23 protein-coding genes are annotated in these 19,296 nt (G+C 55.5%); 7 read left to right on the top strand and 16 right to left on the bottom strand.

Going from position 1 to position 19,296, the window contains the following annotated elements:
• Nucleotides 1-13: 13 nt before the first annotated feature.
• On the top strand, nucleotides 14-961 hold the full coding sequence (locus ACNQ6O_RS03330; protein ID WP_418051819.1) for a YbgA family protein: 948 nt from the start codon (nucleotides 14-16) through the stop codon (nucleotides 959-961).
• Nucleotides 962-1,037: 76 nt separating this feature from the next.
• Here the strand turns inward: ACNQ6O_RS03330 and ACNQ6O_RS03325 are convergent, their stop codons facing one another.
• The 6 genes from ACNQ6O_RS03325 to ACNQ6O_RS03300 form a co-directional block, all read right to left on the bottom strand.
• The gene (locus ACNQ6O_RS03325) at nucleotides 1,038-1,772 is read right to left on the bottom strand and encodes a DUF481 domain-containing protein (RefSeq protein WP_418051818.1); all 735 of its coding nucleotides are present in this window, start codon (nucleotides 1,770-1,772) and stop codon (nucleotides 1,038-1,040) included.
• 25 nt (nucleotides 1,773-1,797) lie between these two features.
• Nucleotides 1,798-2,817 (bottom strand): rhodanese-related sulfurtransferase, encoded by a 1,020-nt coding sequence (locus ACNQ6O_RS03320; RefSeq protein ID WP_418051817.1) that lies wholly within the window; start codon nucleotides 2,815-2,817, stop codon nucleotides 1,798-1,800.
• Nucleotides 2,818-3,115: 298 nt separating this feature from the next.
• A complete protein-coding gene (locus ACNQ6O_RS03315) occupies nucleotides 3,116-3,844 on the bottom strand; it encodes a DsbA family protein (RefSeq protein WP_418051816.1) in 729 nt (242 codons plus the stop codon).
• A 13-nt stretch (nucleotides 3,845-3,857) separates the two neighbouring features.
• A complete protein-coding gene (locus ACNQ6O_RS03310; RefSeq protein ID WP_418051815.1) occupies nucleotides 3,858-4,439 on the bottom strand; it encodes an ACP phosphodiesterase in 582 nt (193 codons plus the stop codon).
• Nucleotides 4,440-4,443: 4 nt separating this feature from the next.
• Nucleotides 4,444-4,788: a chaperone modulator CbpM gene (locus tag ACNQ6O_RS03305; RefSeq protein WP_418051814.1), complete on the bottom strand. Its 345-nt coding sequence runs from the start codon at nucleotides 4,786-4,788 to the stop codon at nucleotides 4,444-4,446.
• Nucleotides 4,789-4,802: 14 nt separating this feature from the next.
• Complete coding sequence (locus ACNQ6O_RS03300; RefSeq protein WP_418051813.1) at nucleotides 4,803-5,768, bottom strand: DnaJ C-terminal domain-containing protein; 966 nt, start codon at nucleotides 5,766-5,768, stop codon at nucleotides 4,803-4,805.
• Nucleotides 5,769-5,961: 193 nt separating this feature from the next.
• Here ACNQ6O_RS03300 and ACNQ6O_RS03295 point away from each other — a divergent pair, with 193 nt between their 5' ends.
• The 5 genes from ACNQ6O_RS03295 to ACNQ6O_RS03275 all read left to right on the top strand — a co-directional run bounded on the left by ACNQ6O_RS03295 (nucleotide 5,962) and on the right by ACNQ6O_RS03275 (nucleotide 10,426).
• Complete coding sequence (locus ACNQ6O_RS03295; protein WP_418051812.1) at nucleotides 5,962-6,654, top strand: DUF3348 family protein; 693 nt, start codon at nucleotides 5,962-5,964, stop codon at nucleotides 6,652-6,654.
• Nucleotides 6,651-8,642 (top strand): DUF802 domain-containing protein, encoded by a 1,992-nt coding sequence (locus tag ACNQ6O_RS03290; RefSeq protein WP_418051811.1) that lies wholly within the window; start codon nucleotides 6,651-6,653, stop codon nucleotides 8,640-8,642. The genes ACNQ6O_RS03295 and ACNQ6O_RS03290 overlap by 4 nt, the downstream gene beginning before the upstream one ends.
• Nucleotides 8,642-9,298, top strand: a complete 657-nt coding sequence (locus tag ACNQ6O_RS03285; RefSeq protein ID WP_418051810.1) for an OmpA family protein — start codon at nucleotides 8,642-8,644, stop codon at nucleotides 9,296-9,298. The genes ACNQ6O_RS03290 and ACNQ6O_RS03285 overlap by 1 nt, the downstream gene beginning before the upstream one ends.
• The gene (locus tag ACNQ6O_RS03280; protein WP_418051809.1) at nucleotides 9,298-9,909 is read left to right on the top strand and encodes a DUF2894 domain-containing protein; all 612 of its coding nucleotides are present in this window, start codon (nucleotides 9,298-9,300) and stop codon (nucleotides 9,907-9,909) included. The genes ACNQ6O_RS03285 and ACNQ6O_RS03280 overlap by 1 nt, the downstream gene beginning before the upstream one ends.
• Before the next feature lie 76 nt (nucleotides 9,910-9,985).
• The gene (locus ACNQ6O_RS03275; RefSeq protein WP_418051808.1) at nucleotides 9,986-10,426 is read left to right on the top strand and encodes a hemerythrin domain-containing protein; all 441 of its coding nucleotides are present in this window, start codon (nucleotides 9,986-9,988) and stop codon (nucleotides 10,424-10,426) included.
• 32 nt (nucleotides 10,427-10,458) lie between these two features.
• On the opposite strand, the gene ACNQ6O_RS03270 is transcribed toward ACNQ6O_RS03275, so the two are convergent.
• Both ACNQ6O_RS03270 and ACNQ6O_RS03265 read right to left on the bottom strand, forming a co-directional pair.
• Complete coding sequence (locus tag ACNQ6O_RS03270) at nucleotides 10,459-11,193, bottom strand: anti-sigma factor family protein (protein ID WP_418051807.1); 735 nt, start codon at nucleotides 11,191-11,193, stop codon at nucleotides 10,459-10,461.
• On the bottom strand, nucleotides 11,190-11,681 hold the full coding sequence (locus ACNQ6O_RS03265; RefSeq protein ID WP_418051806.1) for an RNA polymerase sigma factor: 492 nt from the start codon (nucleotides 11,679-11,681) through the stop codon (nucleotides 11,190-11,192). Before ACNQ6O_RS03265 ends, ACNQ6O_RS03270 begins: the two co-directional genes overlap by 4 nt.
• A 127-nt stretch (nucleotides 11,682-11,808) precedes the next feature.
• On the opposite strand from ACNQ6O_RS03265, the gene ACNQ6O_RS03260 reads away from it, so the two are divergent.
• Nucleotides 11,809-13,176: a S8 family serine peptidase gene (locus tag ACNQ6O_RS03260; RefSeq protein ID WP_418051805.1), complete on the top strand. Its 1,368-nt coding sequence runs from the start codon at nucleotides 11,809-11,811 to the stop codon at nucleotides 13,174-13,176.
• On the opposite strand, the gene ACNQ6O_RS03255 is transcribed toward ACNQ6O_RS03260, so the two are convergent.
• From ACNQ6O_RS03255 to ACNQ6O_RS03220, 8 genes are all read right to left on the bottom strand, one after another.
• Nucleotides 13,154-14,122: a surface lipoprotein assembly modifier gene (locus ACNQ6O_RS03255; protein ID WP_418051804.1), complete on the bottom strand. Its 969-nt coding sequence runs from the start codon at nucleotides 14,120-14,122 to the stop codon at nucleotides 13,154-13,156. The two genes, ACNQ6O_RS03260 and ACNQ6O_RS03255, sit on opposite strands and share 23 nt — an antisense overlap.
• Nucleotides 14,123-14,188: 66 nt before the next feature.
• Entirely contained in the window at nucleotides 14,189-14,695 is a 507-nt protein-coding gene (locus ACNQ6O_RS03250) for a hypothetical protein (protein WP_418051803.1), read from the bottom strand.
• Between the two features lie 117 nt (nucleotides 14,696-14,812).
• On the bottom strand, nucleotides 14,813-15,355 hold the full coding sequence (locus ACNQ6O_RS03245; RefSeq protein ID WP_418051802.1) for a peroxiredoxin-like family protein: 543 nt from the start codon (nucleotides 15,353-15,355) through the stop codon (nucleotides 14,813-14,815).
• A 128-nt stretch (nucleotides 15,356-15,483) separates the two neighbouring features.
• The gene (locus ACNQ6O_RS03240) at nucleotides 15,484-15,750 is read right to left on the bottom strand and encodes a DksA/TraR family C4-type zinc finger protein (protein ID WP_418051801.1); all 267 of its coding nucleotides are present in this window, start codon (nucleotides 15,748-15,750) and stop codon (nucleotides 15,484-15,486) included.
• Between the two features lie 47 nt (nucleotides 15,751-15,797).
• On the bottom strand, nucleotides 15,798-16,358 hold the full coding sequence (locus ACNQ6O_RS03235) for a hypothetical protein (protein ID WP_418051800.1): 561 nt from the start codon (nucleotides 16,356-16,358) through the stop codon (nucleotides 15,798-15,800).
• Nucleotides 16,359-16,472: 114 nt separating this feature from the next.
• Entirely contained in the window at nucleotides 16,473-16,718 is a 246-nt protein-coding gene (locus tag ACNQ6O_RS03230; RefSeq protein ID WP_418051799.1) for a Rho-binding antiterminator, read from the bottom strand.
• 220 nt (nucleotides 16,719-16,938) lie between these two features.
• Nucleotides 16,939-18,003 carry a class II fructose-bisphosphate aldolase gene (gene fba / locus ACNQ6O_RS03225; RefSeq protein WP_418051798.1) on the bottom strand — a complete coding sequence of 355 codons (1,065 nt, stop codon included), beginning with the start codon at nucleotides 18,001-18,003 and terminating at the stop codon, nucleotides 16,939-16,941.
• Nucleotides 18,004-18,075: 72 nt separating this feature from the next.
• Nucleotides 18,076-19,236: a phosphoglycerate kinase gene (locus tag ACNQ6O_RS03220; RefSeq protein WP_418051797.1), complete on the bottom strand. Its 1,161-nt coding sequence runs from the start codon at nucleotides 19,234-19,236 to the stop codon at nucleotides 18,076-18,078.
• Between the last annotated feature and the right edge of the window lie 60 nt (nucleotides 19,237-19,296).

Raw genomic sequence — 19,296 nt, 5'->3', positions numbered from 1 at the left:
CAAGGAGCATTCAGTGACCCACATTCCCGTTGGCATAAGCACTTGCCTGCTTGGCAAGGAAGTTCGCTACGATGGCGGCCACAAACATTCCCGTTATTGCACGAAAGTGCTCGCTCAGCATTTTGATTTCCGCTCTATCTGTCCCGAACTTGAGGCAGGTCTGGGCGTGCCCCGCCCAGCGATTCATCTGCGCGAACAAAACGGTGAATTGCGCCTGACAGACAACAAAGGCACGGCAGACCACACCGATGCCATGGCAGACTTCATTCAACAGGTTATGCCATCGCTGGCGGATCTTCGCGGCTATATCCTGATGGCCAAGTCGCCCAGCTGCGGCATGGAGCGCATCAAAATTCACGATGCCGATGGCAAGGTAATGAACCGGGATGGCCGGGGCCTGTTTGCCGAGGCACTGATGAAAGCTTACCCGCTAATGCCGGTTGAAGAAGAGGGCCGCTTGAACGACAACGTGCTGCGGGAGAATTTCATTGAGCGGGTGTTCGCCTACGACGACTGGATGCTGAACGTCGCCGGCGAAAATCTCACCAAGCAATCCTTGCAGGATTTCCACAGGCGCTACAAGTTCGCGCTGCTGGCCCATTCCGAGAAGATTTACCGCCAGCTTGGCCCCATGCTGGCTGACCTGAAGTCTGAGCCGTTGGCAGACATTGCGGACCGGTATATTCGTGGTTTCATGGAAGCGATGACCCAGCGAGTCAGTCGGGGGTCACATGTGAACGCCATGAACCATCTGCTGGGTTATCTGAAAGATGACATGAGCACAGCCGACAAAGCCGTGTTACTTGAGCAGATTGAAGCCTATCACCGAGGCGAGGTGCCTTTGGTGGTGCCGATGACGTTGCTGCGACTGGCTCAGCGCCGCGAGCCTGTGGACTATTTGAGCACTCAGAAATACCTCACTCCCTACCCTGACGAATTGGGTTTGAGAAACAACGTATAGCCGCACCGCTGAAAATACAAAAAGGGGCAGATGGTTCGAAACCACCTGCCCCTTTTTTATGCTCGAACCGGTTTGCTTAGAAACCGTAGAGCAGTGACACCGCCAGTTCGGTGTCGGTCTTCTCTGATCCTTCCGGAGCATCGGATACGTGCTTGACCCGGTAAGCCAGCTTCATGGACAGATTGTTCATGATGGAGCTTTGCAACGAGGTTTCCGATTTGGAAATCGTGTTGTTGTCGTCCAGGCCAATTTCCGTGCTCAACTTCTGACGGAACAGCGAGGTTTCAGACAAGCCGTAATCGAACTGCGCGGCCAAACGGGCAATGGCGTCTTCTTCAACATCCCGGCCGGTATCCGGATCAACTTCCATGCGCTTGTTGTAGCGGTAACCAGCACCCGCAGAGAGGTCCAGGAACGAGCGTTTGCCCGATTGCCACACCCGGTTTCCGTAACCGGTGGTGACTGACGATTCAAACTCGTAACCCGAGAAGCGATCGTCTTCCCAGTTACCCCGCAAAAACCAGTACTGCTGGGCATCGAACTTGTAGTTGGTTTCCAGAGCTGCTCTGTACTCTTCAGCGGTGGTTTCGTCGTCAGCCTCGGTGTACTTGGTGCTGAACTCACCGCTGTTGCGCCAGGATTCCTGGTCGTTGATCAGGCCCAAGCGGCCGTTCACCTTGGTTTCGTCGGTGTTGCCGGATGTCATCAACACGCCCAACTCGGCCTCACCTTTCCAGTTTTCACTTTCTTGGGCCTGCACCATGGGTGCCAGCGCCAGACAAGCGATAACCAGTGGCCTCCTGATCAACATAACGTCTCCTTAGTTCGGTTTGGTATTACGATGACGCCGATTTACGGACGCGCTCGCCTTCCAGACTTTTCCGCGCCTGACGTTCACGCTCGGCCTGTTTGCGCGCTTTCCGTTCAGCAATAATGCGGGCAGCCTCACCGCCTACGTGAGCTTCACCACGCTGCTCGGCCAAGCGCATTTGGTGTTCGCGCTCTTTGAACCGGGCTTTCTGTTCTTCGGTCAGTGACTCGATGCACTGATGGCAGCTCACGCCTTGTTCGTACTCAGGGCGCAGCTTGTCGTCTTCGGTGATCGGGCGACGGCACGCGTGGCACTGGTCATAATCACCGCGCTCCAGATTGTGATTAACCGTGACCCGATCATCAAATACGAAACATTCACCTTTCCACAGGCTTTGTTCCTGGGGCACTTCTTCGAGGTACTTCAGGATGCCGCCTTTGAGGTGGTAAACCTCGTCAAAGCCCTGCTCTTTCAGGTACGCCGTGGATTTTTCACAACGGATACCACCCGTGCAGAACATGGCGACCTTTTTGTGTTTGGCCGGGTCCAGGTTCTGCTTCACGTATTCCGGAAACTCACGGAAGGTGTCGGTGGCGGGGTTGAGCGCGTTTTGAAAGGTGCCAATCTCGACTTCGTACTGGTTGCGGGTATCGACCAGCAGGACTTCGGGGTCAGAGATCAGGTCGTTCCATTCTTTGGGGTCAACGTAGGTGCCGACCACGCGTTTGGGGTCGATGCCTTCAACACCCATGGTGACAATCTCTTTCTTGAGTTTGACCTTGGTGCGTTTGAAGGGCTGAAATTCTACGAAGGATTCTTTGTAGTCGATGCCGTCGAATCGTTCGTCGCTGCCAATCCAGGCTTTAACGGCGTCGATGCCTTCGCGGCTGCCGGCGATGGTGCCGTTGATGCCTTCACGGGCCAGCAACAGTGTGCCGTGCACGTCTTTTTCCAGCATCAGGTTTAGCAGTGGGTCGCGTAGGTCTTTGTAATCATTTACGACTGCGAACTTATAGAGTGCGCAGACAACAACGTTGTTGCTCATAATGTTCTCCTGCGGGCCGGATCGTAAATCCGGAGCATGATTGATGATTATCGCGGGCTTATTACCTGCGAGGGGGCGATTTTAACGAACTGTGGGATGGGTTCAAGTTAGGGCTTTCCGTGAAGGGTGCCCCTAGCGCCGCCCTGCACGAGGGAGTCCCTTCCAAAATACGCTGTGAATACGTCCGTGTGCGCTCGGCTCCGCCATCCATGGCTCCGCACGATTTTGGAAGGGACTCCCCCGCACAAGGCTACCGTTGTGCTATGCCGGGCCGCTGTTCGTCAGCCCTTCAGAAGCCTTAGTCTTCGGCTTTGTTTAGTTCACGCTCGACCACTGCGGATAGCTGTCCCCAACCGGGGCGGGTCAGCTGGATGTTGTCGACAAGAACAGTCGGGGTGCTGGCTACGCGCAGTTGCATGGCCACTTGCAGGCTTTGTTCTACAGCTTCTTTGTGCAGTTCGGTGGTCATGCAGCGGCGGAAGCGTCGTTCTTCAAGCCCGAGGTCGTTGGCGTATCGGGTGAAGGTGGCGACTGGATCGTTTGAGCCGCTCCAGGAGGATTGCGAACCGTAGAGCTTGTCGTGCATGGCCCAGTATTCGCCCTGATCACCGGCACAGCGCGCTGCTTGGGCTGCTGGCATGGCGTTGGGGTGCTGGCGCAGTGGCAGGTCGAAGTAAACGAAACGCACTTTGCCGGATTCAACGTATTCTTTTTTCAGGCGCTGACTGGCTTCGGAGAAGCGGGCGCAGGCCGGGCATTGATAATCAGCGAACTCACGCACAACCACGGGCGCATCTTCTGATCCTACGGAGGTGCCGTATTGGTCAAAAATAGCCGGGAACTCGTCTGCGTTGGCGGCGGCGACCGGCAGGTTGTCAGAGGTAGGCGCCGGAGGAGCCGTCATGAAATAGACGGCCGCAATCACTGCCACAACCACCACGGCAATGGCGATCAGTGCAGGCTTTTTATTTCCTTGGTTACGCGGCGCAGGGGCGCCCGTTTGTTTACGTCGCTTTGCTTCACCCATTTTGGGCTCCTTGTTAGGTGTCCGGGAACTGGCGGGCGAACGTTTGAAGTTCCGGGAAGAACTGCAAAAATTTTGCCTCTAGTTCGCGCTCATTCTCCCGAATTTCATCAATTATTCCAGTAAATTGATTGGGAAAGCGGATGCGCTCGGCTACCCGGTCTAATGCGAAACCAATGTTGTCCAACTCCTGATAGGCGCCAAACCAATCGTATTCCACCATCCGCCGGGTAACGTTCACCATCGCTGATGGCATGACCTGCTCGTGAGCGCTTAGTTCCTTGTAAACGGTACGAACAAACGCCTTTTGTTCGCAATCGGTATACCGGTGCCAATGCCGGAGAAGAAAATGATCGTAGAGGATGTCCAGCGCCACACCGGCGAAGCGCCGGCGCTGCTTAGAGAACAGCTTTTTGCTCGCCAGAACTTGGGGATGCTGATCGGTAAAGGTATCCACCGCCAAGTGGTGGCGAACACCTTCCAATACGGGTGCGGGTAAGGCGGACCAATCAACGCCCCGAGAGAAGTCTCCAAGGATGCTGCCCACACGTGCCTCGGGTGAATCTGGTGCTAGAAATGTATGGGCGAGATGGTTCATAGGCTTAATCGCCCATCAGCTGGTGAACTCTTTGATTTAACCGAGCAACTTCCCGGCGCATTTCGTGAAGTTCATCGAGCAGGTCCAATGAAACCGCCAGCCCCGGTAGGTTGAGCTTCAAGTCTCGCTGCAGTCGCATGGCTTTCTGAAGGCGATTAAGGGCGTCTGCATCGAACTGCCACTCGCGAGCCTCCGGAATGTCCTCAACCGGAACAAGGATGCCGTAGTTCACCAGTTTGATGACAAACTCGGCATGGCAGTTACCCCGCTCGCACACTTCTCTGAGGGTAAACGTGCGGCCACTGTTGTCGATTATCTCCACGGTCAGGATCTGGGTTTTGTTTGTCATGTCCATCGCTCCGCTTACAGATGCAGCTTGCTACGTGGATTGAAGTTCTTTTCCAGTTCGGCCAGCTTCTCATAGAGCTCGTTCGCCTCAGCTGAATGCTGTTCCGGCATGGAGACCTGCAAAATCACGATCTGGTCACCAGGGTGCTTGCCGGGAAAACCCTTGCCTTTCAATCGCAGTTTGCGGCCACTGGTGGAGCCTTTGGGCACTTTTACGTGCACTTTCCCACCGACGGTTGGCACGGTGATTGTTGCACCGAGTGCAGCCTCCCATGGGGCGATGGGCACTGTTACCAGCACATCGCCACCTTCAACAATGAAATGCGGGTGAGGCGCAAGCTCTATCTCGAGAAACAGATCTCCAGACGCACCACCGCCAATTCCCGGCGCCCCCTGTCCTTTAAGCCGAATGTGCTGGCCATCGCGCATGCCGGCTGGAATTTTCACTTTCAGTGTTTTCTGGCGAGGGATCAGCCGTCCGTGAGCATCCGCCTCGCGCACGGTGAACGACACCTGCTTATCACAACCATTCAAGGCTTCTTCCAGAAACAGCGCCAGCCGGGCATGCACGTCTTCGCCTCGCATTCTTACGCTTTGGCGAAAGCCGCCACCACCGAATTCCGCGCCAGCGTGCCGACCTCCGCCAAACATCTGTTCAAAGAAGTCACTGAACTGACCGGCATCGGCTTCGGTGTAACCACCACCGCCGAACCCGGAGGCACTTTGCCAGCCAGGGGGCGGCTGGAAGGATCCATCATCGCGGGCTCCGTACTTGCGAAGCTGATCGTATTCGGCCCTTTTTTCAGGATCTTTCAGTACCTCGTAGGCTTCGCCAACGTCCTGAAATTTATCGGTGGCATCCTCTTCTTTACTGACGTCCGGGTGGTATTTCCGAGCCAGCTTCCGGTAGGCCTTTTTAATGTCCTCTGGTGGGGCCGTCTCACTTACCCCCAGAACAGCGTAGTAGTCCTTAAAATCCATGGAACGTCTCACTGTTGGCTAAAAGTTGTTCACTCCCTATTACTATTGTCTCTGGCAGGGAAAAAACAAGGTTAGCCCCGCACATAGTTAGCCCGAAGGCGCCATTATCATTCCCCATGGATAGACAGTAGAATATCGCTCCCTGATAATCCGACATTCGTCATCTAATCGATCCTCGAACCCGGTGTCCTCCATGACTCGAATGGCCCCTGTACAATCCGGCAGTATTCATGCCCGGCTGCTGCAGCTTCTGGCCACCGACGATTCTTCTTCAAAAGCGGAAAAGCTGCCGTGTTTCGCAGAGCGCCTTAGCCGTTTATTCGGGCTTGGGGATACCATGACGCTGGATGCCGCGACGGCTTTTCGTAGCCGCCAGCCGGGCATGAATCAAGAACCTGTTTTCGAGCAACTGACGAAAGAGTTAATCAACACCCGCCGGGCACTGCGGCGCAAGATCAGCAGCTACGGTGATGAAGTCGAGCCCGGAGATAACCTCACATCCGAGCCCTATCTGAATGCATGGCTGATGCATCAGCGCAAAGTTGCCGCTTCCAGCCGCCAACTTAGAGACAAAGTCCGCAAGGCGATGAAAGAGCACAATCAGGATCTTGCTCGTCTGGCGGAATTGGATTCGGTATTCGACCACACCATGGCCAGCTACACCGCCCAGTGTTTTTCCCATGTATCCAAGGTTCTGGAGCAGCGATTCCAAACCCTACAGACACCCTCTGAAACACCCCGCGACACCGGCCTGTCACCGGACGAGCGGCTCCACCGTTACTGCGAAGACGCGCAGAATTTATTACTCGCTGAACTGGATGTTCGGCTGGAGCCGGTATTGGGGTTACTGGAGGCCTGCCACAACGAGGTAACGAACTCTCCATGAGCAGACTTTTCTTCTTTCTCGCATTTGTTATAGGTCTGGGCGTAACGGCCTGGATTGGCCAGCGCTTTATAGAGTCTGACCTGCTGGCCCTCTCCGTCACCCTCATCATTGCCGTGGTTTATACCTTGGGTTTTGTCGAATTGATGGGGTTCCGCCGCACAACCCGGAAGCTGTCTCAGAAACTCAACAGCACTCCGGAAAATCGTGAACAACTTAACGACTGGTTATCCGGCCTGCCGGAGCAGGTTCAGTTCTCCGTGCAACGGCGCATTGACGGGCATTTTTCCGCCCTGCCCAGCCCGCAGTTCACGCCTTATCTGGTTGGCCTGTTGGTTATGCTCGGCCTGCTGGGCACCTTCGCCGGCATGATTGTGACGTTGAGCGGTGCCGCATCCGCACTGGACGGCAGCACCGAACTCAGCGTCATTCGTAGCGCGCTGGCGGCCCCGATTGCAGGGCTTAGCCTGGCCTTCGGCACCTCCATTGCCGGGGTAGCGGCTTCGGCCATGCTTGGCCTGGCCTCGACCCTGAGCCGACGTGAACGCTTACAGGTTTCCCGCCAACTGGACAAAACCCTGCGCCAGCGGCTGCATCACCTGTCGGCGGATCACCAACGCCAGCAAGCCTTCAAAGCTCTGGAATCTCAAGCGGAAGCCCTGCCCCAAATGGCTTCGGCCATGGAAAGCATGACTGCCCGTATGGAGCAGCTCGGCCAGCAATTGGAACAGTCTCTGACCCGAAACCAGCAGGAATTTCACAGCACCGTTGGCGACCACTACCAAACCTTGGCTGGCTCCGTGGCCGACTCGTTAGAGAAAGCACTGGAATCCAGCACCCGCCTGGCGGCGGAACGCATCGAACCGATTGTCACCAACGCCATGGCAACCCTGCAAGCCAGTGCTGGCAAACTTCATGAAGACTGGGCAGCCACCACCCAGCAGCAGCTGGCAGATCTGAGCCAAGCGTTCCAGAAAACCACCCAAAAGGCGGGCGAGAACTGGCAACAGAACCTTCAGGCCCAGCAGAACGCCTCTGCCGAGCACAACCGAGCGTTGCAAGAATCCTCCCAACAAGCCCAGAAGCAACTGTTGGAGCAGGTTCAACAAGCCACACAGCAAACCGCACAGCACTGGCAAACGGCCGTTGAGCAGCAACAACAATCGGCAGAAAAGTTGATGACCAATCTGCAGAGTACGCTGCAGGAATACCAATCCCAGTTCCGGGACGAGAGCACCAAGATTGCCAGCCAACAGCAACAAGGTCTGGATGCACTCATCAACCGCATCAGCGAGCAGTTAACCACTCTGCATGAACAAGAAGTTGCCCGAGGCGAAGCCGCTAATGACCGGTTGGCGCAACTGGAAGCAACTGTTACCAAACACCTGAACGAGCTAGGCTCCGGGCTTGAAGCACCGATGACCCGGCTGATTGAAACCGCTTCGGAAACACCGAAAGCGGCGGCTCAGGTGATCTCCCAGCTGCAAACCGAGATGGCGCGCAACAGCGAGCGGGAAAACCAGCTGCTGGAAGAGCGCCAGCGCTTGGTGCAGGAACTCGATAGCCTGCTGGAATCCCAGCGCAGCAATGCCGACAACCAGCGCCAGGCGGTGGACTCACTGATCAGCAGTGCCGGCGAAACCCTCTCGGGCATCAGTGAACGCTTCAACGTGTTGATTGAGGAGCAGAGCCAGCAGCTCGGCAAGCTGGGCGAAGACCTCACCGGTAGCAGTCAGGAAGTGGGCGCGCTCAGCGACGCCTTCCTCAAGGCCGTCGAGTTGTTCAGCGCCTCCAACGCGCAACTGCAAGACTGCCTTAACGACATCCAGAAAGCCCTGGATAACGCCGGCAGTCGCCACGACGAGCAGTTGGCCTACTACGTGGCACAAGCCCGGGAAGTCATTGATTTGTCCGTCAGTTCCCAGAAGGATGTCATCGAGGCCGCCGCGGCACTTCGCAGTGGCGAGTTTGAGACAAGCGGAGCCAACTGATGGAGCATCTGGAGGACAGCGAACAGCAGTCCACGCCGATCTGGGCGATTTTCTCCGATCTGATGGCCGCATTAGTAGGCATTTTGGTGCTGATACTGGTGTGGGTGATCGGTGTTCAATTGGAGCTCAGCCAGTCTCTGGCGGAAGAAAAGGCCAAACGTGAAGCCGAAGAAGAACGGCGGATTGCACTGGAGCAAGCCCTCGAAGACCCGCTCACCAAAGGCTTGGTGACCTTCAGTAATGGCCGAATCGGCATCAGCGGTAACGTGCTGTTCGAGCTGAATTCTGACCAGTTGCAGACCGATGGCGTTGAGGTGTTGGAATCGCTGGTCGTCCCGCTAAAAACCTACCTGACCCAACACGATGAACTGTTGATGGTCAGCGGCTTTACCGATGACTTGCCGATGCATCGGAGCAGCCGGTATCAGGACAACTGGGGGCTATCGGCCCAGCGGGCGCTCACCGTAACGCGAACGCTCATGGAATTGGGGTTACCCAACGACCGGGTCTTCGCCGCCGCGTTTGGCCCGCACCACCCCGCCGTACCCAATGTGGATGCAGAGTCCCGCGCCCAGAACCGGCGTGTGGAGATCAGCACCGTGCCCAGAGCCACGAGCGACACCGCTGCAGACTCCGAAACAGGAGCCGAAAGCTGATGTCTGACGTGGCGGAAACTTCACTGCTTGCACCACTTCAAGCGACCGGCGCCGATCAAACCGACCCGGTTCGTTTCCACTATTTAGCAACGCTCGAGCAACGTCTGCGTGCGAAAGGACTTCAGGGCACAGCGCATTGGCAAAAACTGGAACGGGCCGTCGCCGATTTTCAGGCAAGAGGAAATCAACGATGTGAACAGGCTCCAGCAGCCGAGCCGCGCCCTCGCTCTCCCTTGCTCGAGCTGATCGATAAGCTCAATCAAGCTCCAGAAAGCGCTCCGGCACAAGCGCCCCGATCTGCGATCGAACAATTGATTTTCGGGACAACGGAAGACGATGTTGCGCGCCCACAAAACACAACCGCTTCCAACAGCCCACAACCGCTAAAAGCCATGGCCCGAGCATCGGCCGACCACGGCATTCAAGCGCTCCAAGACCGTATTCAATACGCCATCGAGCATACCCCCGAAGACGCCGGGCCGATGAACGCCCATCGGTTGGTCAGCCGGGCCATTGCTGAGATGCAGAGGCTGTCACCGGATTACCTCAACCGGATGGTGAATTACACCGACACGTTGATGGCGTTAGAGAAGCTAGGGCGAAAAACCTAGATTAAATAGCCGAAATAAAATTCTCTCGAATGTGTTCTACACTCTTCCCGTATTCAAGCTAATAAGGAGAGCCATAGTGAACGTGTTTGAAGCATTGAGGCAGGATCACGACGTACAACGGGAATTGCTGGACCAGCTGGCCGACACCTCAGGCGACGAGCAAGTCCGCCGACAAGGTTTCGCGAAACTGAAAACCGAACTGACCGAACACGCCGCCGCTGAAGAAAAGTGCTTCTATGCCCACCTTATGCAACATGAACAAACCCAGGATAAAGCCCGCCACAGTGTCGCAGAGCATCACGACATTGATGAATGCATTGAACAGCTTGAAAAAACAGACTATTCCAGCCCCCAATGGCTACAGCTATTCAAAGAACTTCGACACCTCGTCAGCCATCACCTGGATGAAGAAGAGCAGGAAGTGTTCCAGATGGGAGGCAAGGTACTGACCGATCAACAGAAAGAGGATCTAGGCAGTCAGTACCGCAACGAAATGGAAAAGCGCAGAAGTACTTGAGCGCTATCAAGCTCTTCTCTAACCGCCAAATTTCAGTGGTTTGATATCCACTGCTGTCCAATCAGGCGCCGTTCATCCTCCGGCGCCAACAACGGGCCGGCGATCATTTTGTCCAGCGTGTCATCCAGCGCCGAGCCACCACTGGCCGTTTGATAGCGATCACCTGAAACCGTATCCGCCACTTCAAGGCGCACGGCCAGGTTCCACCCCTGAGCGTCGGCGGTGCTTCGGCAAGCAATGTTTTCAGAGTGCCCGGTATCGCCCTGCACACGGAACTGGCGGCAGTACTCTCCGTCATGGTTAACAAACGTCAGTCGCGGCGTGAGCTGCTCTCCGCTGGCCAAGGTGTAGTGAGTTCCGCTGGGTGTCGACTCTAGCCCTTGAGCCACGTTTTGCCAGGAGGCGTCCGCATCAATCGCAGGCTGCGACAACCACTGGGACAATGCAAACCCACCAACCAGAGCGGCGGCGATCGCCTTGCCCGTATGAGCCTGAAGCCTGCGCCATAACGGGAAACGAACGACGTTGCTCTGAGGGCGTTCCTGCTCAGCATCTTCATTTGCCAACAACTGGGATATCGCCGCCGGTAGCGGCCGGTCGTCGATTTCGCCATAGTGTGCCTGCAGAGCCTGATCGACCATCGACAACTCGCCCAGACGAGCCGCCAGCGCGGGTTCCACCGCTAACCGATCACGAATCTGCTGCATTTCCTCGGCGAGTAATTCGCCATCAAGAAAAGCAGAGAGTTTTTCATCCAAGTTGGTCATTGCTCGATCCTCGTTGTTCCAGGCGCCAGCGCCTCGCTTAATGCGGCGCGCGCACGAGCCAGCCGGCTCATTACCGTACCTTTGGGCACCGACAAGATATCGGCGACGACCTGATATGACAGCCCCTGAATGGCCACCAGAGAAATAATCTGGCGCTGATCTTCCGGTAACTGGCTCATCGCCTGATCCACCCGGTTGACCTCCATTTCGTTGGCTATCTGCTTGTCGCCATCGACGATATGGCCTTCACTGAGCTCAGGAAGCTCCGCCGCATCACGGCGAACTTTACGAGCCCGGCATTCGTCTATCCACACATTACGGCAAACCCGGAATGCCCAGCGGGTGATGTCTGCATCATCAGGTTTGGGCCGGCTCAACAGCCGTTCCACCGTGTTTTGAAGCAAGTCATCCGCATCGGCAGCGGAACCGGTCAGTGAGTATGCGAAGCGTCGCAAGCTCGGCAGTAGTTCCGTAATTTCCTGTCGCATGGCGCCCTTTGTCGATATGTGTTACCTGTACAACGAGTCAAAGCGGGATTTATTCCCTCTGATCGGGAATTATTTTTCGATCCAGCCGTTGTCCTGTTAGAAACTCTTCTTTACGTGGATCTACACGATGATTAAGCGACCAACGTTCCACTGGCTGATGTTGCTGGCCCTGCCGATGGCCCCCGGATTGGTTCAAAGCGCCGGCACCGGTGGTCTCATTGACGGGGGAATTGACACCATTACCGAACAAGTCGAGCGGCGGGCGGAAGCACTGGTGGAGCGCAAGATGACGGAGCGTACTCGCGAGCGCATCGTCAATGCCGACGAGCTACCGGAACAGCTGCAAAGACAACTGTCAGAGCTGTTGCCGGTCCGCACCCGTAATGGCGACACCGCTTTCTACGAAGCTCGCCAGATCGATGGCTCGCGAGCTGTAGCTAGGCAATGGCTGATCACGGCCACAGAAGGTGAACTGGATCTGCTTCGTCGCCCCAGTGTCACGATCCTTGAGCAACAGAAGCTCGAAGGCTTGGGGCTGACCGTGGTGCGTTTTCGGGTCCGTCCGGAAATGGACTCCCGTGAAGCCCTGCAGGAATTTCTTCCCGAATTATCAGAACGGCTCGACCGCAACCACATTTACAGGCCGCAAAGTCGCTCTTCCAGCTCTGTTTCGAAAAATGGCGCACCGGCCGTGTCTAGCGTTTGTACGGACTCCGTTCGAATCGGCATGGTGGATACGGCCATCAGCAACGAACACCCTGCGTTTAGCCAGGCTGAAATCGTTCAGAAGCCATTTTTAGCGGTGGAGAATCACACCGGCGAGCTTGCAGCACCTCGTGCTCACGGCACCGCCGTTGCCAGCGTGCTGGTGGGGGCGTCAACGCCGCAAACCCAACCCCGGTTACCTGGCGCGACCCTTTTCAACGCATCGGTGTTTTACGAGGGCTCTGAGGCAACTTCGGGGGCGACTCTCGCTCATTTACTGGAAGGGTTAAACTGGCTGGCAAAACAGAACACGTCGGTCATCAATATCAGCCTGACCGGCCCGGATAACCGGATTCTGGCTGCCGCCATCAAGAGCTTGCAGCAGAAGGGCCCTTTGTTGGTAGCGGCCGTGGGCAACGAAGGACCCGCGGCGCCACCGCTGTATCCTGCGGCCTATGAAGGCGTCATCGGTGTCACGGCTGTGGATAACTCACGAGCGTTATACCGATGGGCAAATCGTGGTGAACACGTGACCTTTGCGGCTCGCGGTGTCGACGTCCCGGTTGCCCACCCGAACGGAGGCCAGATCCAAGATAGTGGAACCTCGTTGGCGGCCCCGGTGGTCACTGCCTTACTGGCCTGCTCGCTGCCTCGGTGGGGCAAAGAACAAGCTCTAGAGGCACTGATCGACAACGCTGAAGATTTGGGTGACGAGGGCCGTGACCCGAGTTTTGGCCACGGCTTCCTCGATGATCAATCCGAGCGGTTCAGAAATCAGCCCGCAGGGTAACGCCAGCCACGGTTTTATCGTAATCCGCAGACTCTACGTTTGAAGTGTAATGGCCGTAGGATACCTTCGGCTCGAGGCTAAGCACCTCGTTCAGCCCAATCCGCCAGCCGGCTTCCACAATCCAGGCTTGGTCCACACGCTGCTCCGAAGTGCGCTCCTGCAAATCTTCGGTAAACGGATTGCTCAGAAAGGGTTCATCGGGCGCGATAGTCACTTCATCGTATTCCCGGTCTTCATAACGCCATTTCAACCGAAGGCGATTTTCCTGATCCGCCATCTGGAATTTGTGCACCCAACTCACACGCACGCGAATGAGCCGGTTGTCATAGGCATCGGCCTCAGCGTCTTCCTGATCCCCGTCAACACCGAACAGCAGGTGACTGCGGGCGTCGTTAAAGAAGAAAAAGGCATCAAAACTGGCGCCTTTAATGTCGGCGTCCCGCGCGTCGCTGTCCTCAAATTCTTTGGTTTTGTCCTGCAGACTCACCATCAGGTACGTGCTATCACCCAGCAGGCTACCGAGGTAAACGCTGGTCCGCGTGAAGTCCAAAAACGGATCAGAATCCAGGGTGGCGTGAGAATAGTGATAGCTGGCGCCCACCGTAACCGGATCGAAATCGTAGCTCAGGTCCGCAGACGCGAGATGGATGTCCTGGTCGAACTCATCGTAGGTTTGGTAACGGCTACCGGACACCGAATAATCCAGTGTCAGATTCAGTGCTTTGGTGGGTTTTAGAATCGCTTCCAGCCCGGCATCGAAGACCCAAGCTTCATCGCTGTTATCCGAAGAACGGTTTAGCTCGTCAACCGTCAGGTTGTTGTCGTGCTCCATTCCGGCCCCCACGTGGCCGTTCAGTTCGGCATGTTCTGATGCAAAAAGCGTCGGCGCCATCGCGGCCATAGCGACCGTAAGCGGCAGCTTATAGAAGGATTGTTTTAATCGCATGACAGGTATCTCCCGGCCAGAAAAAAGCCGGACCTTAACAGGCCCGGCTATCATTAAACGGCTTGATTAGAGCATTCCGCCACTGGTAGAGCCTTTCACAGCTCCCTTAACGGAATTACGGACTTCACCTTTCACGGAATCCGAAACGGAGGTACCAATTTGCTGATTGGTTTCAACGCGAATCTCAGAGCTGCGCGCTTCGTTCACACGATCTTTTGCAGCAGCTCGCTTTTCAGCAGCCTTGCTGGCAGCCGCATCGGCGGTAGCGTTGGCTTTACCGCGGACTTTCTGACCCGCTTCAACACCGGCACTCACCGCGGCGTTTGTTTTCTGGCGGGCTTCGTTGCTGGCAGCCTGGCCTTGCTCAGACGCCTCACGGCGCGCGGCCTCACTATTCACATTGCCCTGAGCAGACGCTGATCCGCTGCCTTGGGCTGAAACACCATCGTTGCCATTGGCACTGGCGCTCATGTTTGCATCGGCCTGAACGTCAGCGGAAGCGGCTCCCTCAGCGGCAAGTGCGCTGGTAGAAAGGATAGAACAGATCGCAAAAGTCAAAATGTGCTTTTTCATAATTTCGTCCTCCTTTTAATGAACCCTTATGGGCAGTTTTCATCAGGAAGACGACTGGGCCGAAACTTTATTCCAAAAAAAACCAAAAAAATGAGTTCTTTCTTTCTGCCTAAGAACTCAAACGCCCACCAACTCGTTCTGCGCGTGCTGAATCACTTCATCTAATGACCACTGGTCATTGGCGTGAGTGCCGTATTTCAGGGCGACAATTTTCCCGCTTTCATCAATCAAGAAATCCGCAGGTAGCCCCAGTTCCGCTTCCAAGCTTTCCGGTTTTTTCATTCCAAACTGGCGCACGCCTTTCAACGCACCTCTCATCATTTTAAAGTTCAGAATGGCCTTCCATGAGCTTTCCACACCAAACGCCCGGTAAAGTTTTCTTGAAGGATCTGCAACGAGATCAAAAGGTACATCAATCACATCCTTAAGCATTCGCTCTCGGCTGGCATGAAAGACGACCACCTCTTGGATGTCGCTTTTCTGCAGCAGGCTGGAATTCTTGAAGAAGGACTGCAAATGGAGGTTACAGATCGGACATCCCGCGAAGCGTCTGAACTGCAGATGAACCAGTTTTCCTGGCTGAGGAACTTGTACCGGCTGACCTTTGATGTTGCTTAAGTCGGCCAATTCGACCTTATCGCCTATAACTTTACGTTTCACGCGCGCTCTCCGGTGATTATTTAATTGTTAGGGCATTCTTCACCAACGCGGCTGCGCACTGATAGGTTCCGAAGGCGAGTCATGATGAATCCTGAGCGCGGGCTGCACAAATCCCCACCAGCGCGCAACTACCTCAACTGGCTGTCTTTACTACCTCGTCGATTGATCCCACCGGTGCCGCCGCCCTTCGCTTCTAATTTCGACTGACAGGCGATGCACAGCTGTACGCCGGGGATGGCTTCACGCCTTCCTTCTGGAATAGGCTCATCACACTCAATACAGAACTCGGCACTTTCCCCGGAGCGGAGATTGCTCCTAGCCTGTTCGACCGCGTCTTCAACCGTGGCATCTATCTGATCTTGTACAGCTCCGTCTCGAGCCCAACCGCCGGCCATGTCAATCACCTGCTAGTTGATGTCTTTATAAGCTGAGTTTAACCGAACTAGTCGTGGTTATCCCGCCCCCCATCGTGCCGAGGCGCTTTCCGGGTTGGCGTGATTTTAAGGGCTGCCTTAACGACTTTCGTTGTTACAGGAAACCGATCCTCAGCATACTTTTCCACCGCCTCGTTAGGCGTGTGCTTAAAGACGTTGGGATTGTCGGGGAACCGAATATCCGGATTGACCTGTCCCAACGCTGAATAGAGCTTCTTCCGCGAGAACGGATAGTTCTGGCATATCTGCACTCTTGTGCCGTCTTTCAGGTGGACATTTATGTTGGTCATCGCCGTTGAATCAACGCGCAAATGATGCTCGATTTCCACAATATCCTTTGGATGCACACTAAAACACCAATCTTTGAACATCGGGTGATGGCTGTGAAACTCATTCTCTGTCACGTAAATCTCGAATTTCTCTTTACTCTTCATGAACCAGAGAAAGATGCCGAACAACACCACCATGGCGGCCACGCCAACCTTTACTGCAATTTCGTATACGTCTGAAAAATTGGCTTTGTCTTTAAGGAAATAGTGAAAGGCAAAAAGAAGGATCGGGATCAGCACTATGTTGACACCAACTTTTAACGCTTGGCGTCTTCGGGTTTTCACATAGTGGAATAGCATCGCACGACCTATATGGAGCCGATGTAAGCGTCATACATTCAGCATACGCCCAACTTAGGTAAAAGAAACATGTTGAAAGTTCGGGTTATCCACACACACTTCGAGCGATGAGATGAGATCTAACGGAATCAAACGAACGACACCGTTCGAATCCACTTTGATGCATTCGTCTCTGCGCTCATCGTACCCTGTATCAAGTCCGACACCTTCAACCACTGCGCCTGATTTCATCACTAGCTTGATCGGATACCGATACATACAGGCTATTTCTATGTAGTCCTGCTGGTCACACGTAATCATTGCTCTCACCATTCAGTGACTTCATTGCCACATTCTGACATACACCGCTTGAACACTCGCTTTCCTTCATGGCGGCGTCAGCCATCTCTGTTGAGTGTTAGGCATTAACTATAGCCAAGAACGCTATCTCTGCTCACAAAGCTACAGTTTTAAAGAGGTTTTCAGGAGGGGAAAGGGACTAAATGCCCCGGATGGTTCCGGGGCATTTTTTACTGCAGGCTTACTTTACTTTCGGATCTAGTTCACCAGCCTCGTAACGCTCGAACATTTGCTCAAGGGTCAGCGGCTTGATCTTGCTGGCCTGGCCGGCACAGCCGAAAGCTTCGTAGCGAGCAACACAGATGTCGGTCATCGCTACCATGGTGGCCTTCAGGAATTTACGCGGGTCAAACTCGGCGGGGTTCTGCGCCATGAAGCGACGAACCGCACCGGTGCTTGCCAAGCGCAAGTCGGTGTCGATGTTCACTTTACGCACGCCGTGCTTGATGCCTTCAACGATTTCTTCAACCGGTACACCGTAGGTTTCCGGAATCTCACCACCGAATTCGTTGATGACTTTCAGCCATTCCTGGGGTACAGAGCTGGAGCCGTGCATGACCAGGTGGGTGTCGGGGATGCGTTTGTGGATCGCTTTGATCTGCTCGATCGCCAGAATGTCGCCCGTTGGTGGACGGGTGAACTTGTAGGCGCCGTGGCTGGTGCCGATAGCGATGGCCAGTGCGTCTACGTGGGTTTTCGCCACGAAGTCTGCTGCTTCTTCCGGGTCGGTCAGCATCTGGTCCATGTCCAGAGTACCTTCGGCGCCGATGCCGTCTTCTTCACCAGCTTGGCCGGTTTCCAATGAACCCAGGCAACCCAGTTCGCCTTCTACGGAAACACCGCAAGCGTGCGCCATTTCTACTGTGCGACGAGTTACGTCTACGTTGTATTCGTAGCTGGTCGGGGTTTTGCCGTCTTCACCCAGGGAGCCGTCCATCATGACGGAGCTGAAGCCTAGCTGGATGGAGCGCTGGCATACGGCTGGGCTGGTGCCGTGGTCCTGGTGCATAACCACCGGGATGTGCGGCCATTCTTCGATGGCGGCCAGGATCAGGTGGCGCAGGAAGGGGGCACCGGCGTATTTACGAGCACCGGCAGAGGCTTGAACAATAACCGGGGAATCGGTTTTGTCGGCGGCTTCCATGATGGCGCGCATTTGTTCGAGGTTGTTTACGTTAAAGGCTGGCACACCGTAACCATGCTCGGCGGCGTGGTCCAGAAGTTGCCGCAGCGATATCAGGGCCATGGGTTGTCTCCTTCGTTAACTTTTGATGTTGGATTCTGCTATAGCCGCCATTATCTGGCGGCCAGTTAAAACTTACTGACCGCGTTCTTCCAGCACAGCCACTGCCGGCAGGGTTTTGCCTTCTACGAATTCCAGGAAGGCACCGCCGCCAGTTGAGATGTAGGAGATCTTGTCAGCTATACCGTATTTGTCAACGGCAGCCACTGTGTCTCCGCCGCCGGCCAGTGAGAAGGCGTCGCTTTGGGCGATCGCTTCGGCGAGTGCTTTGGTACCGTTGCCGAACTGGTCGAATTCGAACACGCCAACCGGGCCGTTCCAGAGGATGGTTTTGGCGTTCTTCAGCAACTCGGCGAACTGGCCAGCAGTTTCCGGGCCTACGTCGAGGATCATGTCGTCGGCGGTTACGTCGGAGATGTTTCTGACGGTTGCGGTGGCGGTTTCGGCGAATTCGCTGGCCACCACAACATCTACCGGCAGCGGAATTTCTACACGGCTCGCGATGTCTTTGGCGGTGTCGATCAGGTCGTGCTCACACAGGGATTTACCAACCGGGTGGCCTGCGGCCGCCAGGAAGGTGTTGGCGATGCCGCCGCCTACGATGATCTGGTCACACACTTTTTCCAGTGCGTTCAGTACGTCCAGTTTGGTGGACACTTTGGAGCCACCTACGATGGCTACAACCGGCTTGGCCGGGTTGTCCAGCGCTTTACCAAGAGCGTCTAGCTCAGCCGCCAGCAGCGGGCCAGCGCAAGCTTCAGGTGCAAACTTGGCCACGCCGTGGGTGGAAGCCTGAGCGCGGTGTGCAGTACCGAAGGCGTCCATTACGTAGATGTCGCACAGGGCTGCATACTGCTTGGCCAGATCTTCGTTGTCTTTCTTTTCGCCTTTGTTGAAGCGAACGTTTTCGAACAGAACGACTTCGCCATCGGCCACTTCAACGCCGCCGAGGTAGTCTTTAATTAGACGGACTTCCTGGCCCAGCAGGGTGGACAAGTGGTCAGCTACCGGCTTCATGGAGGACGCTTCGTCGTATACGCCTTCCTCAGGACGGCCGAGGTGGGACATCAGCATGACTTTTGCGCCGGCGTCTTTCGCTGCTTTGATGGTGGGCAGCGAAGCACGGATGCGGGCGTCGCTGGATACCTTGCCGTCTTTTACCGGTACGTTCAGGTCTTCACGAATCAGAACCCGCTTGCCGGCGAGGTTCAGGTCAGTCATTTTTTTGATGGCCATAATCAAGGTCCGTAGTTATGGATTCAGTCGTATCTTGGGTGGGGTCGGCCCCCATTCGGG

It is taken from the genome of Marinobacter sp. SBS5, assembly GCF_048285575.1.
Classification (GTDB): Bacteria; Pseudomonadota; Gammaproteobacteria; order Pseudomonadales; family Oleiphilaceae; genus Marinobacter.
Note: the sequence above shows the minus strand (reverse complement) of the source record. Positions and strands in the feature narration are given on the sequence as shown.

Excerpts from the sequence above, each read along its gene's own strand:
- ACNQ6O_RS03295 (WP_418051812.1), top strand. The coding sequence starts at position 5,962 with ATGACTCGAATGGCCCCTGTACAATCCGGCAGTATTCATGCCCGGCTG.
- ACNQ6O_RS03320 (WP_418051817.1), bottom strand. The coding sequence starts at position 2,817 with ATGAGCAACAACGTTGTTGTCTGCGCACTCTATAAGTTCGCAGTCGTA.
- ACNQ6O_RS03240 (WP_418051801.1), bottom strand. The coding sequence starts at position 15,750 with ATGGCCGGCGGTTGGGCTCGAGACGGAGCTGTACAAGATCAGATAGAT.
- ACNQ6O_RS03250 (WP_418051803.1), bottom strand. The coding sequence starts at position 14,695 with ATGAAAAAGCACATTTTGACTTTTGCGATCTGTTCTATCCTTTCTACC.
- ACNQ6O_RS03265 (WP_418051806.1), bottom strand. The coding sequence starts at position 11,681 with ATGCGACAGGAAATTACGGAACTACTGCCGAGCTTGCGACGCTTCGCA.
- ACNQ6O_RS03325 (WP_418051818.1), bottom strand. The coding sequence starts at position 1,772 with ATGTTGATCAGGAGGCCACTGGTTATCGCTTGTCTGGCGCTGGCACCC.
- fba (WP_418051798.1), bottom strand. The coding sequence starts at position 18,003 with ATGGCCCTGATATCGCTGCGGCAACTTCTGGACCACGCCGCCGAGCAT.
- ACNQ6O_RS03285 (WP_418051810.1), top strand. The coding sequence starts at position 8,642 with ATGGAGCATCTGGAGGACAGCGAACAGCAGTCCACGCCGATCTGGGCG.
- ACNQ6O_RS03315 (WP_418051816.1), bottom strand. The coding sequence starts at position 3,844 with ATGGGTGAAGCAAAGCGACGTAAACAAACGGGCGCCCCTGCGCCGCGT.
- ACNQ6O_RS03220 (WP_418051797.1), bottom strand. The coding sequence starts at position 19,236 with ATGGCCATCAAAAAAATGACTGACCTGAACCTCGCCGGCAAGCGGGTT.
- ACNQ6O_RS03255 (WP_418051804.1), bottom strand. The coding sequence starts at position 14,122 with ATGCGATTAAAACAATCCTTCTATAAGCTGCCGCTTACGGTCGCTATG.
- ACNQ6O_RS03230 (WP_418051799.1), bottom strand. The coding sequence starts at position 16,718 with ATGATTACGTGTGACCAGCAGGACTACATAGAAATAGCCTGTATGTAT.
- ACNQ6O_RS03305 (WP_418051814.1), bottom strand. The coding sequence starts at position 4,788 with ATGACAAACAAAACCCAGATCCTGACCGTGGAGATAATCGACAACAGT.
- ACNQ6O_RS03290 (WP_418051811.1), top strand. The coding sequence starts at position 6,651 with ATGAGCAGACTTTTCTTCTTTCTCGCATTTGTTATAGGTCTGGGCGTA.
- ACNQ6O_RS03270 (WP_418051807.1), bottom strand. The coding sequence starts at position 11,193 with ATGACCAACTTGGATGAAAAACTCTCTGCTTTTCTTGATGGCGAATTA.
- ACNQ6O_RS03280 (WP_418051809.1), top strand. The coding sequence starts at position 9,298 with ATGTCTGACGTGGCGGAAACTTCACTGCTTGCACCACTTCAAGCGACC.
- ACNQ6O_RS03260 (WP_418051805.1), top strand. The coding sequence starts at position 11,809 with ATGATTAAGCGACCAACGTTCCACTGGCTGATGTTGCTGGCCCTGCCG.
- ACNQ6O_RS03300 (WP_418051813.1), bottom strand. The coding sequence starts at position 5,768 with ATGGATTTTAAGGACTACTACGCTGTTCTGGGGGTAAGTGAGACGGCC.
- ACNQ6O_RS03310 (WP_418051815.1), bottom strand. The coding sequence starts at position 4,439 with ATGAACCATCTCGCCCATACATTTCTAGCACCAGATTCACCCGAGGCA.